This window comes from Sphingobacterium paludis (assembly GCF_004364125.1).
Classification (GTDB): domain Bacteria; phylum Bacteroidota; class Bacteroidia; order Sphingobacteriales; family Sphingobacteriaceae; genus Sphingobacterium; species Sphingobacterium paludis.
This window is the reverse complement of sequence record NZ_SNZV01000002.1, coordinates 155121-171718: the sequence shown is the minus strand read 5'-3', so window position 1 is coordinate 171718 and position 16598 is coordinate 155121. Positions and strand designations below refer to the sequence as shown.

17 protein-coding genes are annotated in these 16598 nt (G+C 43.0%); 7 read left to right on the top strand and 10 right to left on the bottom strand.

What is annotated here, in order from left to right; all coding sequences use genetic code 11:
• Positions 1-185: 185 nt before the first annotated feature.
• The gene (locus B0I21_RS03660; protein ID WP_133639122.1) at positions 186-1805 is read right to left on the bottom strand and encodes a DUF6377 domain-containing protein; all 1620 of its coding nucleotides are present in this window, start codon (positions 1803-1805) and stop codon (positions 186-188) included.
• A gap of 12 nt (positions 1806-1817) precedes the next feature.
• On the bottom strand, positions 1818-2237 hold the full coding sequence (locus B0I21_RS03655) for an RNA-binding S4 domain-containing protein (protein WP_133639121.1): 420 nt from the start codon (positions 2235-2237) through the stop codon (positions 1818-1820).
• A gap of 398 nt (positions 2238-2635) precedes the next feature.
• On the opposite strand from B0I21_RS03655, the gene B0I21_RS03650 reads away from it, so the two are divergent.
• The 5 genes from B0I21_RS03650 (at position 2636) to brnQ (ending at position 6814) form a co-directional block, all read left to right on the top strand.
• Entirely contained in the window at positions 2636-3463 is an 828-nt protein-coding gene (locus B0I21_RS03650) for a 2,3,4,5-tetrahydropyridine-2,6-dicarboxylate N-succinyltransferase (RefSeq protein WP_208292259.1), read from the top strand.
• Positions 3463-4044: an L-threonylcarbamoyladenylate synthase gene (locus tag B0I21_RS03645; protein WP_133639120.1), complete on the top strand. Its 582-nt coding sequence runs from the start codon at positions 3463-3465 to the stop codon at positions 4042-4044. Before B0I21_RS03650 ends, B0I21_RS03645 begins: the two co-directional genes overlap by 1 nt.
• A gap of 8 nt (positions 4045-4052) precedes the next feature.
• Entirely contained in the window at positions 4053-4529 is a 477-nt protein-coding gene (locus B0I21_RS03640) for a DUF4920 domain-containing protein (RefSeq protein ID WP_133639119.1), read from the top strand.
• Between the two features lie 137 nt (positions 4530-4666).
• Positions 4667-5506 carry a dihydropteroate synthase gene (gene folP, locus B0I21_RS03635; RefSeq protein ID WP_133639118.1) on the top strand — a complete coding sequence of 280 codons (840 nt, stop codon included), beginning with the start codon at positions 4667-4669 and terminating at the stop codon, positions 5504-5506.
• 9 nt (positions 5507-5515) lie between these two features.
• Positions 5516-6814 carry a branched-chain amino acid transport system II carrier protein gene (brnQ, locus tag B0I21_RS03630; protein WP_133639117.1) on the top strand — a complete coding sequence of 433 codons (1299 nt, stop codon included), beginning with the start codon at positions 5516-5518 and terminating at the stop codon, positions 6812-6814.
• A gap of 198 nt (positions 6815-7012) precedes the next feature.
• Here the strand turns inward: brnQ and metG are convergent, their stop codons facing one another.
• Entirely contained in the window at positions 7013-9082 is a 2070-nt protein-coding gene (gene metG, locus B0I21_RS03625; RefSeq protein WP_133639116.1) for a methionine--tRNA ligase, read from the bottom strand.
• Between the two features lie 102 nt (positions 9083-9184).
• On the opposite strand from metG, the gene B0I21_RS03620 reads away from it, so the two are divergent.
• On the top strand, positions 9185-10087 hold the full coding sequence (locus B0I21_RS03620) for a S66 peptidase family protein (protein ID WP_133639115.1): 903 nt from the start codon (positions 9185-9187) through the stop codon (positions 10085-10087).
• 232 nt (positions 10088-10319) lie between these two features.
• On the top strand, positions 10320-11900 hold the full coding sequence (pckA, locus tag B0I21_RS03615; RefSeq protein WP_166637765.1) for a phosphoenolpyruvate carboxykinase (ATP): 1581 nt from the start codon (positions 10320-10322) through the stop codon (positions 11898-11900).
• Between the two features lie 268 nt (positions 11901-12168).
• Here pckA and B0I21_RS03610 read toward each other — a convergent pair whose 3' ends face one another.
• Genes B0I21_RS03610 through cyoE form a run of 7 tightly spaced genes read right to left on the bottom strand, consistent with a single transcriptional unit; the run spans position 12169 to position 16572 of the window.
• Positions 12169-12630, bottom strand: coding sequence for an ABC transporter ATPase (locus B0I21_RS03610; protein WP_133639113.1), 462 nt, complete (start codon positions 12628-12630; stop codon positions 12169-12171).
• Positions 12631-12641: 11 nt separating this feature from the next.
• A complete protein-coding gene (locus tag B0I21_RS03605) occupies positions 12642-13181 on the bottom strand; it encodes a DUF420 domain-containing protein (RefSeq protein ID WP_133639112.1) in 540 nt (179 codons plus the stop codon).
• A 4-nt stretch (positions 13182-13185) separates the two neighbouring features.
• A complete protein-coding gene (locus B0I21_RS03600) occupies positions 13186-13905 on the bottom strand; it encodes an SCO family protein (protein ID WP_133639111.1) in 720 nt (239 codons plus the stop codon).
• An 18-nt stretch (positions 13906-13923) separates the two neighbouring features.
• Positions 13924-14301 carry a cytochrome C oxidase subunit IV family protein gene (locus B0I21_RS03595; protein ID WP_133639110.1) on the bottom strand — a complete coding sequence of 126 codons (378 nt, stop codon included), beginning with the start codon at positions 14299-14301 and terminating at the stop codon, positions 13924-13926.
• Between the two features lie 31 nt (positions 14302-14332).
• Positions 14333-15070, bottom strand: coding sequence for a cytochrome c oxidase subunit 3 (locus B0I21_RS03590; RefSeq protein ID WP_037496010.1), 738 nt, complete (start codon positions 15068-15070; stop codon positions 14333-14335).
• Positions 15071-15079: 9 nt separating this feature from the next.
• Positions 15080-15664 (bottom strand): cytochrome c oxidase subunit 3, encoded by a 585-nt coding sequence (locus B0I21_RS03585; RefSeq protein ID WP_133639109.1) that lies wholly within the window; start codon positions 15662-15664, stop codon positions 15080-15082.
• On the bottom strand, positions 15664-16572 hold the full coding sequence (gene cyoE, locus B0I21_RS03580; RefSeq protein WP_133639108.1) for a heme o synthase: 909 nt from the start codon (positions 16570-16572) through the stop codon (positions 15664-15666). The genes B0I21_RS03585 and cyoE overlap by 1 nt, the downstream gene beginning before the upstream one ends.
• Positions 16573-16598: the final 26 nt, after the last annotated feature.

Sequence of the window (16598 nt, the reverse complement as noted above, 5' to 3'; positions counted from 1 at the left end):
ATCTTATGTTTGGATTATAATTGTTCGCCCCAAGAGGCAATGACAAAGGTAATACGGGGCGCAGAAAAAAGATGTCGTTTCGAAGTTGGGGAAGATGAAAAGTAAACTAAAAAATAAATCAAATTATTGATAACAAGCAAGATAACGAAACAGATAAGAATAGAAAAAGTAACCTGTTTTGAGGATTAATACGAACGAATTTCGCCAATACCCCGAATTTTATCTTCAAATTTGTCTTTTGATCCGGACACTTTACCGCGTACTTTGACACGATAATTGTAAACGGTGCGCAGGGAATAGCGAAGAAACGAAGCGATCTTTGTGGAGTCGGTAATTCCGAGGCGAATCAGCGCAAAGATACGCAGTTCGGTGTTCAACAATTCGCCATCCTTCAGGCTGATACGCTCTTCATCACGGAGCAATTGGTTAAAATCTTCGATGAACGAAGGATACAGATTGAGAAATATAATATCAAAATTGCGGTACAACTCATCCAGCTCATTTTTAACAACATCCTGCGATTTCAGGATTTTATTGATATCATCGTATTGCTTTTGGGCAAAACGTTTTAGAAGTAGCTTACGTTGTTCATCGATCTTATCGATATAGCTGGAGCAGATATCAAAGAACTGCGCAATGTATTCTTCCTTGATATGATTTGACTCGGATAAGCGATTGTTGCTTTGCAATAGCTGATCATTCAATTTCTTTAGTTCAGCATTGGCCAGATGTAGCTCCATCCGAGCCCGTCGAATTTTTTTGACTTGATTGTATAGAAAGAAAAGCGCTATGACTAGGAATACCGAGAGTAAACTAATGACAATTAGATTTTGGCGTAAGGCACGTTTCTGTGCAAGCTCCTTTTCTTGGAAAGATGCGTTGATGATACCATAGAAGGATGAGTTCTCAAGCGATCGGTACCTAATGTTACAAAATGCGGCATCATTGATAGCCGCTTGGATAAATTGATAGGCCTTATCCACATCACCTTTGCTATTGTAACATTGTGCCAGACTCTGTAAAGACGCATTGTCCTTCACAACATGCTTGATGTCTGATATGGCTGATAGCGAGAAGTAGTACATGGCCTGCTCCATATCATCCTTGTTTTTGTACATCAGCCCGAGTAGATAGGCGATCAACCCGCGTTCGGGATGACTATCGTTCGTTTTTATCAAAAGGCCTTGCAAGATTTTCTCGGCCTCGGCCTCGCGGTTGTGGTAAAGGTACTTGGTGGCCAAAGCGACGCGATGCTGCAACGAAGTGTCAGGCAAGAGCACCAATAGCGAGTCGCGGTAGCGTTCACTTAGCTTAAAGTATTGCTCGTTGTTGCTACTTTGTCCATAGTGGCTGCTGAAAGCGGTGTATGCTTCAAAATAGGCTGGTACGAGCTCCTTGGCTAATGCAGTTCGATTAACGCTTCGAAGTAAGTTTTCAGCCTCAATAAACTTTCCTGTTGACGAATAGAGACTAGCTAAATAAAAATTGGCTTGATTGATTACTAACGAGTCCGCACGCTGCTCACCCATTTGCCGGTAAAGCTGCGTATAATGAATGGCCGAATCTACTTGGTATTTTCGATAGGCCAATATGAGTTCTCTTGCCAAGTCTAGCCTACCGGTTAGACTTGGCTCCTGCGACAAACGTTTTTTCAACAGGGCTAACCGTTCTATTTTCTTCTGTTCAATTTTGCCTTTTGTGCTGAACACCTGCTCAAGTATCTGCACGGTACTATCCTGCTTTGCTATGGACAGAAAAGGCGCCACAAAAAAAACAACACAAATCAAACGATAATAAAAGCGCATGTAGAAGGGTACTTAACTATTTTTTTCCTCATCTTCCCACCAATCCGTTTTCAGATCATCAATTTCTCGTCGATCTTTTTTGGTTGGTCTTCCCGTACCGCGGTCACGTTTTAAAACAGGCGCGTGGAAAACCGATTTAAAAGCATGTGTATCCTCCACAGGGGTTTGGTCTTGGTAAAACTGCACCGCAGTCTTAGCGTCAACCCGTCGCTCTAATAATCCCGTTACCAAAACGACTTTCCGCTCTGGTCCCTTCTGTATGGCATATACATCGCCGATTTTAACCACCGCCGACGCCTTCACATTTTGGCCCTTCAGCTTTACGCGCCCCGCTTTACAGGCTTCTGTCGCCAAACTTCTCGTCTTAAAAATTCGAATGGCCCACAAGTATTTGTCTATTCTCAGTTTATCTTTCTCGGTTGCTGCTTCCATGTACACAAAATTACAGCAATTTAGAACCTGTTTAAAATTTATCTACTCATTTTTTAGGTCTCATTTTGACTGTAACCTCCATTAAATTTTAAATATATCGCCGACCTGCTAGCCGTGGAAAATTTGCACAGGCTGCCAAAAATAGGCTATACACAATTCTAGCATATAAATCTAAAGAGGCACTTCTAGGAATTTTAGAACGGTAAGCATGCTGATTCGCCAAAAAATTATAATCTTTGTGGTAGAGAAGATGCGCTGTTATACAGAAATAAGCAGTAATTCATCTTCCGAATTTTCACTTTTGAATTTTCACTTTTGGATTTTTACTTTTCATTTTTGAACTTTCACTTTTGAATTACTATTTTTTAATTTTTACTTTTTACTTTTTAATTTTCAAAATGGAATTGGAATTACAGAAACTGCAGAAGCTGGTTGAAGACGCTTGGGAAGACAGACAATTATTAGAATATAAAGAATACTTTGAAGCCATTACGGTGGTAATCCAGAAATTGGATGAAGGCGAGCTTCGTGTGGCCGAGCCAATTGGCACGCGCTGGCATGTAAACGACTGGATTAAAAAAGCGGTTATCCTGTATTTCCCTATTCGGGAAATGAAAGAAATTGACAACGGCCCGTTTGTGTATTTCGATAAAATGAAATTGAAAACGAACTATAAGGAGTTAGGCGTTCGTGTGGTGCCTGGTGCAAGCGCTCGTTATGGCGCCTACCTTTCAAAAGGGGTCATTATGATGCCTTCTTACGTCAACATTGGTGCATATGTGGATGAGGGTACCATGGTCGATACCTGGGCAACAGTAGGTTCTTGTGCACAAATCGGCAAAAACGTCCACTTAAGTGGTGGTGTTGGTATTGGCGGAGTGCTTGAGCCAGTTCAAGCTGCACCTGTTATTATCGAAGACAATGTTTTTGTGGGCTCTCGTGCCATTGTGGTCGAAGGTATCCGCGTAGAAACAGAGGCCGTCTTGGGTGCAAACGTAGTATTGACAGCGTCCACTAAAATTATTGATGTTTCCGGACCAGAACCTGTGGAATACAAAGGTTATGTACCGGCACGCTCGGTGGTTATTCCCGGCTCGTACACCAAAAAATTTGAAGCTGGCGAATACCAAGTTCCATGTGCATTAATCATAGGACAACGTAAAGAATCAACAGATAAGAAAACCTCTTTGAATGATGCTTTACGCGAACACAATGTAGCCGTTTAATGCATCGCGCATTTATCGATAGAGAAGACTTGAATAAGGCCCTTGAAACGTTGAAAAACGGAGGGCTTATTCTTTATCCGACGGACACCATTTGGGGTATCGGTTGCGATGCGACAAATAAAGAAGCTGTCGAAAAGATTTTCGCGTTAAAGGGTCGCGATAAAAGTAAGAGTTTGATTGTGCTGCTCCACAATGACAACCAACTCGCGAGCTACGTCAACGACATCCCAGAGGTTGCTTACGAATTGATTGAGTATGCTGATAGGCCATTGACCATTGTGTATTCGAAAGCAAAGAACCTCGCTGAAAATGCCATCGCAGATGACGGGAGTGTAGGCATACGGATCGTGCGCCATCCTTTTTGTGAACAGGTGCTACAACGCTTTCGGAAGCCTATTATTTCAACGAGTGCCAATATCAGCGGCGATGCCTCTCCCATGTCTTTCGACGATATTTCGGAGCAGATCCTTTCAGGTGTAGATTACGTGGTGAAATACGGGCAACATGAGAAGGGAGACGGTCGATCCTCAACAGTAATGAAACTCGATCCAAGTGGAAAATTTGAATTTTTACGTAAATAGCAAATATCATGAAAAAAATAATCGGTATGCTCATCTGCACATTCGTTGCTTTAAGTATGAGCTTCGCGCAGCAACAGCTCACACCTGCGAAAAAAGGTGTGCAATACGGCAAAAAGATTGATGCCCAAGATGCGATCTCTGTAGCTGATTTGGAAAAGAAGCTGCAGAAAAATGAGAACTTTATTGGGAAGATAACGGGAGAAGTAGTGGAAGTCTGCAAAAAGAAAGGTTGTTTCTTGACATTGAAACGTGCGGATGGAGAGTCGGTCATGGTTCGCTTTACCGATTACGGATACTTTGTGCCGGCCGATATCGTAGGCAAAAAAATCGCGGTTGAAGGTCGTGCGAAAATGAAAGAAACATCGGTAGAGTGGTTACAACATTACGCCGAAGACAAAGGTGCCTCGAAGGAAGAAATTGCCAAAATTACGAAACCCAAGACGGACATTAGCATCGTGGCAGATGGTGTAGTCGTACTTAACTAGAGAACGTTATTATTGCGTATACCAGAGGCTACTTTAAAAGAGGTAGCCTTTTCTATTGCATCTTTCCCACGGTATACAGGCAATCGCATTACGATCACCAATTAATTTCTTTCCGTTTTTATTTATCTTCGCGTTACATGATGCATTTACAAACGACAGCAGCGCAATCGCTAAATTTAGGTGGACAGCTTTTCAGCTTCGAACGTCCACTGATTATGGGGATTTTGAATGTAACGCCTGATTCCTTTTTTGATGGCGGCCAACATTATCGTGCGGATCTGGCCATGGCCAAGGCTGAACAACTGTTGCAAGATGGAGCAGATATCTTGGATATTGGAGCCTTTTCCTCGCGTCCCGGCGCCCGGCTGATCAGCGCACAGGAAGAAATGGATAGAGCCCTGCCTGTTATGGAAGGCTTGCGTACAAAGTATCCAGACTGTAAGCTATCTATTGATACCTTCCGTGCGGATGTGGCAGAAGAAGCGGTGAAAGCGGGTGCACAACTCATCAACGATATATCTGCTGGAACCATTGACGACCATATGTTCGGCACCGTTGCCCGTCTGAAAGTGCCTTATGTTTTGATGCACATGCGCGGCGTGCCTGAAAACATGCAGCAATTCACGCAGTATGATGATATCGTTGTTGACGTCGCCACCTTCTTGGGTGAAAAAATAAGTGTGTTGCGGTCTTTGGGTGTACAAGATATTATATTGGATCCAGGATTTGGATTTGCGAAGACCATCGACCAAAACCACGAACTCTTGCACCGTGTCGATGAGCTACACTATTTCGGCCTGCCGCTCCTAGGCGGTATTTCTCGCAAGTCGATGATTTATAAAAAGCTGGGCATCTCGGCGCAAGATTCCCTGCCGGGAACGATCGCGCTGAATACATTGTTGCTGACCAAGGGCGTACAGATCTTGCGTGTGCATGATGTAAAAGAAACAAAGCAGGTAGTGGATTTACTTTTTTAAGAAAACTTCATGAGAAAGATTGGAGACATCGCTACTATCGGATTTGCCTTATTTGCCATGTTTTTCGGGGCCGGGAATTTACTACTTCCGCCGTTTATAGGCATACAGGTTGGTAGCCACATTTGGATAACGATATTGGCCTTCGGCCTAACGGGAATCCTCTTGCCCTTCCTCGGCATTCTATCCGTTACCCAATCCGGAGAAACATTCAGCGATCTGGGACATCGGGTAAACAAAAATTTAGCGACTGTGCTGGGCACGATTATTATGATCTGTATCGGTCCACTCATCGCACTACCAAGAACAGCGGCCACCACGTATGAAGTCGGGATACTACCGTCATTTCCTGACAGCAACCCGCTGTGGACATCGTTGGCATTTTTTATTGTCGTCTGGCTCTTCGCTATTGTACCATCAAAAGTTGTCGATTTGGTTGGAAATCTTCTTACCCCTTTTTTGTTGATCATCCTTACGGTATTGATCGTGGCTGGCATTTTGTATCCACCATCGTTACCCAGCGCAACAGCGTTATCCAGCACCGAATCCTTTTCCCTAGGCTTTACGGAAGGGTACCAAACATTGGATGTCTTGGCTTCCGTCATTTTTGCGGGGATTATTATTGCAGCAACAAAAGCGAAGGGGTATCATTCCATTCGTGAAAAGAATAAAGTGGTTATTGCCTCAGGTGCTTTGGCCGCCGTTTGTCTCCTTTTTATCTATGGCGGACTTATCTACCTCGGTGCTACAGCAGGAATAGAAGATATGGCTGTAAAACGCTCTGAACTGCTGATCCATATTTCAAATCGTATTTTGGGAAAATACGGCACGCTGGCGATCGCATTAAGTATAGCCCTGGCTTGCCTAACAACCGCAATTGCGCTCGCGGCTGCTGTGGGCACATTTTTCAGTGAACTGACCCGTGGTAGGCTTAGTTACACCTTGCTCGTAACGCTTACCTGTCTTGTCTCCGGTGTATTATCCATTACTGGTGTAGACAATATCATTCAGTTTGCGTATCCGCCGCTCGCCTTTGTCTATCCTATTGTGATTACATTAGTCCTGTATGTCGTATTTTTCGGTCGTTGGGTACCTTCGAAATCGCCTTATATTGCTGCATTAATCGCTTCTACGATAGTGGCCGTATGCAATGTGTTAAACATTCTCAACCTACTCACGCCTAATCAATTTGCTTTATTAAACAACATTCCTTTTTTTTCCTATGAGTTGGGCTGGGTTGTTCCTTCATTCTTGGCGTTTTGCATTACTTGGGGCGTTGAACGTCTACGGGGAAACACGACGCGCTCCTAGACGAGGGGCACAAATTGGCTGATCAACAGATGGGGCAGTCTTGATAAGTAAAACGTTAAGGTTATCGCGAGAAGGCCGAACGACGACGAGGCGATCTTACATCTCAAAAAAAATGCGTCGTGCTTTCCAGCAATGACGCATTTCTTATTGCAAAGCGGACAAGGGCATGGCCGCTCGTTTCACTTCAATTCATAACAATTAACGAACGCTACTGCCTGGCTTAATCGCGGTTGTCGGATTAACGAAATCTAATCTTCCGTCAGCATCTTCCGCCATCAGGATCATCCCCTGTGACGTGATCCCCTTTATCTCTCTAGGTTCTAGATTCACCAGTATCGACACTTGCTTACCGATAATATCTTCCGCTGCAAAGTATTCGGCAATGCCGGATACGACCGTACGTTGATCAATACCCGTATCGATTTTGAGCTTTAAGAGTTTTTTTGTCTTGGCCACCTTTTCCGCTTCAAGAATGGTACCGATACGGATATCCATCTTCATAAAGTCGTCGTAGCTGATATTGCCTTTTGCAGGTTCGGCCTGTGCACTATTTGCAGCATTCTGTGCTTTTGCATTCGCCAATTTTTGCAGCTGCGATGCTACTTGCTCGTCTGTGATCTTTTCGAAAAGAAGAACAGCCTCGCCCAAATCATGCCCCTCGGCGACAATGGTCGTAGCACCCGCCTGATTCCAATCTTGTTCGGCAAGATTCAACATGGCGAATAACTTATTCGCGGTACGTGGCAAAAATGGTTGCGCAAGGACGGCTAAATTCGCGACAATCTGCGTAGCAACGTAAAGCACCGTTTTGACACGTTCCTGATCGTCTTTATATACCTTCCACGGCTCCTCATCGGCTAGGTATTTGTTTCCCAAGCGTGCCGCATTCATAAAGTGGCTAAGTGCTTCGCGAAAACGGTATTGTCCGATGGATTGTTCAATATCTTTCGGGAAATTAGCCAATTCGGCCAATACCGAATGATCTTGTTCCGTCAATGCGGATCCAATTGAAACCTTACCGGCAAAGTATTTATGTGAAAGCACCATCACCCGATTTACAAAATTGCCTAAGATGGCAACCAGCTCATTGTTCACACGCGACTGAAAATCTTTCCAGGTAAACTCGCTATCCGACGTTTCCGGCAGGATAGAGCTCAACACGTAACGTAGCTCATCCTGCTTTCCAGGAAATTCTGCAAGATAGTCGTGTAACCATACTGCATGATTTCTAGAGGTGGAAAGCTTATCACCTTCTAAATTTAAAAACTCGTTAGCCGGCACATTCTCCGGAAGGATATATTCTCCATGCGCATGTAAAATGGCCGGGAAGATGATACAGTGGAAAACAATATTATCCTTACCAATGAAATGAATCAAGGTAGATTCGTCTGCTGGATTTGCTTGTTTCTTCCAATAAGTCTCCCAATCTTTTCCATTATCCAATGCCCATTGCTTGGTGGCAGAAATATAGCCAATTGGTGCATCCAACCACACATATAGCTTCTTTCCTTTAGCTTCTTCTAAAGGCACATCGACACCCCAGTCCAAATCGCGCGTCATCGAACGCGGTTGCAAACCAGACTTGAGCCAGGACTGACATTGTCCAAAGACGTTCGATTTCAATTCGTGGCGTTTGCCTTCAATCAACCACTTCTCCAACCAAGGTTGGTATTTATCCAATGGCAGATACCAGTGCTTTGTTTCTTTTAAGATGGGTGTTTTGCCGCTAAGTGTAGACTTTGGATTGATAAGATCTGTAGGATTCAACGATGTACCACATTTCTCACATTGATCACCATAGGCACCTTCGTTATGGCAGTGCGGACAAGTTCCTACGATATACCGATCGGCAAGAAATTGATGAAACTCTTCGTCATAATACTGCTCGGAAAACTTCTCAATAAATTCTCCTTTTTCATATAAATTCAAAAAAAACTCTTGGGATAGCTCATGGTGCACCTGTTCGGATGTACGATGGTAAATATCAAAATCAATCCCAAATTCTTCAAAACTTTCCTTAATCTGTTTATTGTATTTGTCGATGATTTCGCGCGGTGTAACACCTTCTTTTTTCGCTTTGATCGTGATTGCCGCTCCGTGTTCGTCGGAACCGCATACAAATACAACTTCTTTTTTGTTCAAACGCAAAAAACGGACAAAGATATCTGCCGGAATGTAAGCGCCAGCGAGATGTCCAATATGTAAAGGCCCATTAGCATAGGGAAGAGCCGAAGTAATAGTAAAACGGTTTTTGGATAAAATACTCAAGGTATAACGATTTTTAAATAACAATAACGACTGAAAAAGTAAACAAAAGACTTGCTTCTTTGACAAAGATAACTCAATTTGCGCTTAAAATAAGCGTGCAGTATGAAAATACCTGAATTTCTTAAACCTGGCGATAAGGTTGCGATTGTGTGTCCGGCGAGCTACATAAAGGGCTCTATTAATGTGGCGGTGAAAGCTTTACAAGATTGGGGATTGCAGGTGGATATTGGCAAAACGGTAAGCGCGCAGCATAACCAGTTTGCAGGGAGTGACGATCTGCGAACCAGCGATCTTCAACGCGCATTGGATGACGACAACATCAAAGCCATCTTCGCGGCCCGCGGCGGTTACGGCACGGTGCGTATTATTGACCGGCTAGATTTTGGCCGTTTTGAACAACGGCCTAAATGGATTATTGGTTTTAGCGACATAACCGTGCTACACAGCCATCTTCAACATAAAATCGGCGTGGCCAGTATACACGGGCAAATGCCAAAGTCGTTTGACGACAGCACAGCAGAAGCATTAGAATCGTTGCGGAGAGCTATCTTCGGCGAGGATATGGATTATCGCTATCAGCAATCCTCGTTTCCAAATCGCTCAGGATTAGGCGCCGGGCAGCTTATCGGCGGAAATTTAGCGATCTTGCATAGCATCCTAGCTTCATCATCAGATGGTTCATATGATGACAAGATATTATTCATGGAGGATGTGGGTGAATCCTACTATAACATAGACCGCATGCTATGGACATTGAAGCGTGCTGGAAAACTTGCGAAGTTGCAAGGTTTGATTGTCGGGGGCTTCAGCAGCCTGAAAGATAGCGACCCCTCCTTTGGCCAACGTTTCGAGGAAATAATTTTAGACAAAGTAGCGGAATACTCTTTTCCAGTTTGTTTCGGTTACCCCGCTGGTCACATCGATAACAACCACAGTTTACTATTAGGAAAAACAATTCAGTTACACGTGGAAAACGAAGAAACTTCATTAAAATACACAAGTTAACGCCATTTATTCTCCAAACACATTTATTGCATTAACAATACTTAGAAATATTGTCTAATAAAAATTTTATGGGGAGCGAGTTTGCGTAGCATATTTTCAATAATTAACGTTTTTTGTTCGATTATTTACTAAAAATATCCTGACGATTTATCCTACTGATATTCTCTCTACCTTAGCAGCATAAACAAATTATGATATGGTTAAGGAAGAAAAATATCCAAACCCATGTAACATGAGGCAGTTACTACATAGACTGTCTAACAATGTACACATACAGCTCGATGCAAGCCGCTTAGTCGAACAAACTCTAGAACGGAATCAAGGCACCCTGAATGATAGGGGAGCACTTTGTATTAGCACGGGAAAATTCACAGGTCGATCCCCTAAAGATCGGTTTATCGTCAAAGATGAAACGACTGCTGCAGCAGTTGACTGGGGCGACATCAACATTCCCCTATCCTCCGAAGTGTTTGACAATCTTTTAGAAAAGATGACGGGCTTCGTCGAAGGAAAAGAGCTTTGGAAACGTCATTGCCATGCCGGTGCGGATCCTGCCTACCGGATCAACGTAACCGTAATCAATACTACGCCTTGGGCGAATCTATTCTGCCATCATCTCTTCATCGATCCTACAGCAACAGCCTTGAACGATTTTGAACCCGAATGGCTGATTTTTCAAGTTCCTGAGTTCTTAGCCGATCCCCTTATAGATGGCACACGACAGGAAAATTTTTCCATCATAAACTTTAGTAAAAAGATGATTCTGATCGGTGGAACCGCCTACACGGGCGAAATGAAAAAAGGCATTTTCTCGGTATTGAATTTCCTTTTACCCCAACACGGTGTCTTACCAATGCATTGTTCTGCGAATGAAGGGAGCAACGGCGACGTAGCCCTATTCTTCGGGCTTAGTGGCACCGGAAAAACGACGCTCTCTGCCGATCCTACTAGAAAGTTAATTGGTGACGACGAACACGGCTGGTCGCAGGATCTTATCTTTAATTTTGAAGGTGGCTGCTACGCCAAATGTATCAACCTCCACGCAGATAAAGAGCCGCAAATTTATGCCGCTATACGGCCGGGAAGTCTCTTAGAAAATACGCGTTTTTTTGATGGCACCAATATCGTTAACTATAGTGATAGCAGCATTACGGAGAATACCCGCGCGGCTTATCCCATTGCATACATTGACCAAGCGAAGATACCTTCCATCGGCAACACGCCTTCTAACATCTTCTTCCTGACCTGCGATGCTTTTGGCGTCCTTCCTCCAATTGCGAAATTGACGACAGCACAAGCTATGTATCATTTCCTTTCGGGCTATACGGCGAAGGTGGCGGGTACCGAAATAGGTATCACAGAACCACAAACCACGTTTTCAGCATGTTTTGGAAAAGTTTTCTTACCCAGCCACCCTACAGCATACGCTACATTGTTAGGCAAAAAGCTCGAAGAAAACCCGCAAGTAAACGTCTGGCTCGTGAACACGGGCTGGACCGGTGGCGCCTATGGAGCAGGTGAACGCATCAGCTTGCGCTACACCCGCGCATTAATCCAGGCAGCGATAAGTGGACAGCTTCAAGAAGCGCATTTCGTTAAGCACCCCTCATTTTCCGTGCTTGTTCCACAGTCTTGCCCAGGTACCCCAGATTCCATATTGAATCCACGAGACACTTGGGCTGATAAAGAAGCATACGATAAACAGGCTGATAAATTAGCGAACTTGTTTATCCAAAATTTTGAAGCTTACCGAGAAGAGGCCTCTGAGGAAATTCGGCAAGCATCGCCGAAATTGCTTGCGGCTATGATCTAACGTATGGAAGCGCTTGTTCAAAAGTTAGAAATGGCCGTTATCACACATTTGTAAAAAGTTTCTATAAAGATAGGGAAGAATACAATGTTGTTCAAAGACGATCTATCTAAGCGAAGGAATAGGCCATCAATTCGTCTTTGCGAGGAGGAGGAACGAGGACGAAGCAATCTTAAGCTATCAAAAATGCAGATTGCCGCGTCATACTTCCTCGCAATGACGCTTTTTAATTATTTGATATGCTCTTTTCACCCGCGCGTCATTTTATACCTTATAAAAACACGCGTGCGTGCCAACTATCCTTTAAAGGTACCTCCCACTTTTCCGCAACTTCTTCCACTGCCGTAAGCATGTTGTTAAAAACAATCGTATCGCTATTCACGTCGCCATTTTCTACCAAGGCAGCAAACTCATCACGACTTGCAATGCATAGTTTCCCGCTACTTGAAGCTTTGTAGGCTACCTGCATTCGATCGAATAACGTTATGTCCAGTTCTTGCTCAATTTTTTTAAGCAAATGAACGGATTTATCAATCGAACAGCCTGTCACCATAGCTTGTTCTTCGTCGACCATCAGCATGAGGAATAAGTTGTATCGAACAACAAAACTACCGGCCAATTGGCTGCCATGGGCTGTCCATTGGGAAACGAACTCCTGCAGGATGTCCTCTATGCGCGTAATCTCTTCTGCTTGTAGAAAACGGTTACTCTGGTAAATCCAAACTCTCTTCATAGGCCAAACAATTAATGAACGTAATAAGGCGAGATCATCAAATAAACGATCACCCCTGTAACAGCAACATACATCCACATCGGATACGTAATTCTCGCTAGCTTCTTGTGCCGCTCGTAAGCGCCCGCAATTCCCCTGACAAAGGTAAATAAGACGAAGGGTATGATGATGATAGACAGCATAATATGCGTTATGAGAATAAAAAAGTAGACATAACGGATGACGCCTTCGCCACCATAGGGCGTCGAATCAGACGTCATGTGGTAAGCTACGTACATCACTAAAAATGCTAGCGAACAGGCCATACATACCTTCACCAAATTTTCATGCAATTTGACTTTGCCTTGCTTTATAGCGGCCACAGCCGAAAACAACAATACGGCTGTCAGTCCGTTGATGGTCGCATATATGGGGGGCAGAAACGATAAGGGCGTAACATCATAGCCTAGCTTTCTCAAATTTACGCCGAATAAAACGGCAACGGCTAAAGGAATAACAATGGATAGCAACACGATCCACTTCCTATATTTCTTCTCTTCTTCAGTAATCATAAAACTATTTCTGTGCAATCTTAGCAGGTCTATTTCGAATTTCTTCGACCACGAGCAACTTAACCTCATCTTCCAGGCGATCGACTTCTCCCTTTTGACTTATGTCATAAAAACCGCGTATGCGTCGTTTGGAATCGACTAGTACAAACTGGTTAGCAATCAAAAAGCGGGCAGAATCCGTAGGGTCAACCATCGCGTCGATCAGTAGTTGCTCTCTAGCGTACGAAAAGATATCCGATGAAGCACCAAACACCATTTTCCAATGCCCATTGTCGAGCCCCTTGAACGTTTTAGTGAACGAACGTAACGAGGATTGGCTCTCTGAAGGATCGACAGATATCGAATAAAAATTAATTAACGGATTTTCCTGAAACCGATCAGAAAGGCTTTGTACATTTTCCATCATCAGCCTGGAAAAGGACGCATCTTTTGAATAGAATAAGTGTACGATGTTTATCGTGGTATCCGATGCAGGAAAGGCTACCGGTTTACCATCGAAATTAGTGAAGATGAGTGTGTCTAGCGTATGGAAGATCGTGTCAGGATATTCCCTCCCCCAGTTACGTTTCATTTCGCCGCTCAGCTTCTTCTCGCCGAAAACAGGAAGCGAAACATAATGATTAGATCCCAATCTATTAACGGCTATATATAAAAATCCTGGCACTAGTAAGATTAATGCCAGGAGAATTATTTTTGATTTCCTTCCTTGAGTACGGTTACTCATTGAGTTCCTCTTGATTTATTAATTGTTTGGAAACAAAGGGTGCGACTGCAAGTGGTGCAATAAATAATCGCCTTCGATCAATAACAATACGATAAAATAAACAATAAATATAAATCCGATACTACAGCAGATGATAAAACCCGATTTCTCAAATTTTAAGTGCATGAAGTAGGCCACAATATAATATGCTTTAACTAATGTTAATGCGATATATATGGTATTCAAAATCATACCTTTTTCGATGACACCCCAATGGTGCACAAAGCCCAAGGCTATTAAAAACTCAAGTGCAGTCAGGGCTAAAAGAATAAAGAATACTTTCCAAATCCCTTTCTTGTCCATTCCACCATGATCGTGGTGGTCGTGTGCTGCTATATTTTCGTGATGATGTGACATTGCTGAATATAAATTATTATGCTGAAACCAATTAGATTAAGTAGAAGAAAGTGAATACGAATACCCACACTAAATCCACAAAGTGCCAATACAAACCAACCTTTTCAACCATTAAATAGGTTCCACGGTTTTCGAATGTATTATTTAGTGTCATACATAAAATAATGATGTTCAAAAGAATACCTACAGAAACGTGGAATCCGTGAAAACCAGTAATCGTAAAGAATAGATTAGAGAACTGCAAGGCAGCAGTGTAGGAAATCTCTTTCGTAAAGTATGGTGCTAACGCTTGTGCTACAGCATCACCTTCTAGACCAGTAGCTGGGTTTCTTCCGAACCAAAAACCTTCGTGATGCAAATGCGTCCACTCGATCGCCTGACAGCCAACGAAACAAATACCACCTAAAATGGTCCAAAGCATCCATTTCACAACTTCTTGTTTCTGGTTTCTATGTCCTGCATCAACGGCCAACACCATGGTAACCGATGACATAATCAGGATGAAGGTCATAATACCCACAAAAACCAACGGTTGACCGTGCTCAACAATACCTGGAACAGATTGGAAAATCTTGTCCGCGTCAATCCATGTCGGTTGCGCGAATTTTTGTGCGCCGTAATAGAGTAAGAATGCCGAAAATGTAAAAGCATCCGACACCAAGAAAAACCACATCATGATCTTTCCATACTCTAAGTTCCAAGGCGACTTACCACCGCTCCAAGGGCCGTCTTTTACCTTATCTAATTGCGATACAGTTGTTGTACTCATTTTTTACTATTATTGATTCAAAAGTAAGAAAACATAAATATAAATCCATAAAAGATCGAGAAAATGCCAAAATATAATGGCCAAATTCATGCGGAATTGGTTGTTCGGAAAAGGGATCGGCTTAAGTGCTCCCAAATAACAACGAACCAATACGATCAAGCCCGCAATAATGTGTGCTAAATGCAATCCCGTAAAAATATAGATAAAGGATTGCGAAGCATTATTATTCACAAAGTAAATACCTCGCTCGGCCAATACTGACCAAGAATGCAATTGTATGCCGAAGAAGACAAGCCCCAACACAATCGTTAGCAATAGCAACATGCGTTGTCTGCCAAGTTGCTCCCGTTTAGCAGCCAAAAAAGCGAAATGCAGAGTTACGCTACTTACGAGTATCACAATAGTGCTATACGTAAACGCAACAGGCAACAATGTTTTGATCCCCTTATCTACCCCGCTTGCCGTGTAGACAATAAAACCACTTGATAGCGCTGCAAACATCATAAACATCCCAATCATGCCCAGCCAAAGGTTAAACTTCTTAGCTTTCCTGGATTGGAGTAATTCTTCTGTCTTATATTCTGTTGTATCCATTATTTAAAAGGAATAAAATCAAACAATAACACTAATTGCGTCAGGGGCAGATAAAAGAATGAGGTAAACATCACCTTCTTAGCTGTCGCATCCGTTTTTTGCATAGCATGCTGATAGCCATAATAAGTAAACAGCATACCGCCCAACAGAGAGACTAGCGTAAATACCCAACCTCCAAAACCGTAGTAAAGTGGCAAAAAACCAACCGGGATCATCAACATCGCGGACATAAAGATCATCCACGCAGAAAGGTTATCTTTTTCTTTTGTCGGGAGCAGTCTAAATCCGGCATTTCGATAGTCTTCATCAGCCACCCAAGCAATAGCCCAAAAATGGGGAAACTGCCAGAAGAATTGAATTAAAAACAACACCCATGGCGTGATCACAATTGCGGCTTCGCTTACTGCAGAATATTCAAAGCCAAAACCCGCTGATTTAAACGCCGCATAATAACCAATTAGTGGTGGCAAAGCCCCAGGAAACGCGCCTACAAAAACAGCAATAGGCGATTTCTGCTTTAATGGCGTGTAAACGAAGGCATAAAGGATGATCGAAAAAACAGACAATAGGCCAGCTAAAAAGTTCAAACGAACGAGTAGTAAGGTACCAAATATGCCCATAAAAACGCTCAACACCAGCGCTTGTCCTGTAGTCATACGGCCTGTGGGTAATGGGCGATCTGCGGTACGCTTCATTAACTTGTCGAGATCACGTTCGATAATTTCATTGAATCCATTTGCAGAGCCGGTTACCAAAAAACCGCCAATGGTGAGGATTAACCAATTCAACCATATGATGTCTCCCTGCTGCTTCGCTCCTATTAAAAAAGAAATCGACGCAGAGAAAACCACAGTTAAGGTTAGCCTAAGCTTTATTAATTTATTGAAATCAGAAATAAACTCCTTCATGAATACGTTATGCTAATTCGTTGTTA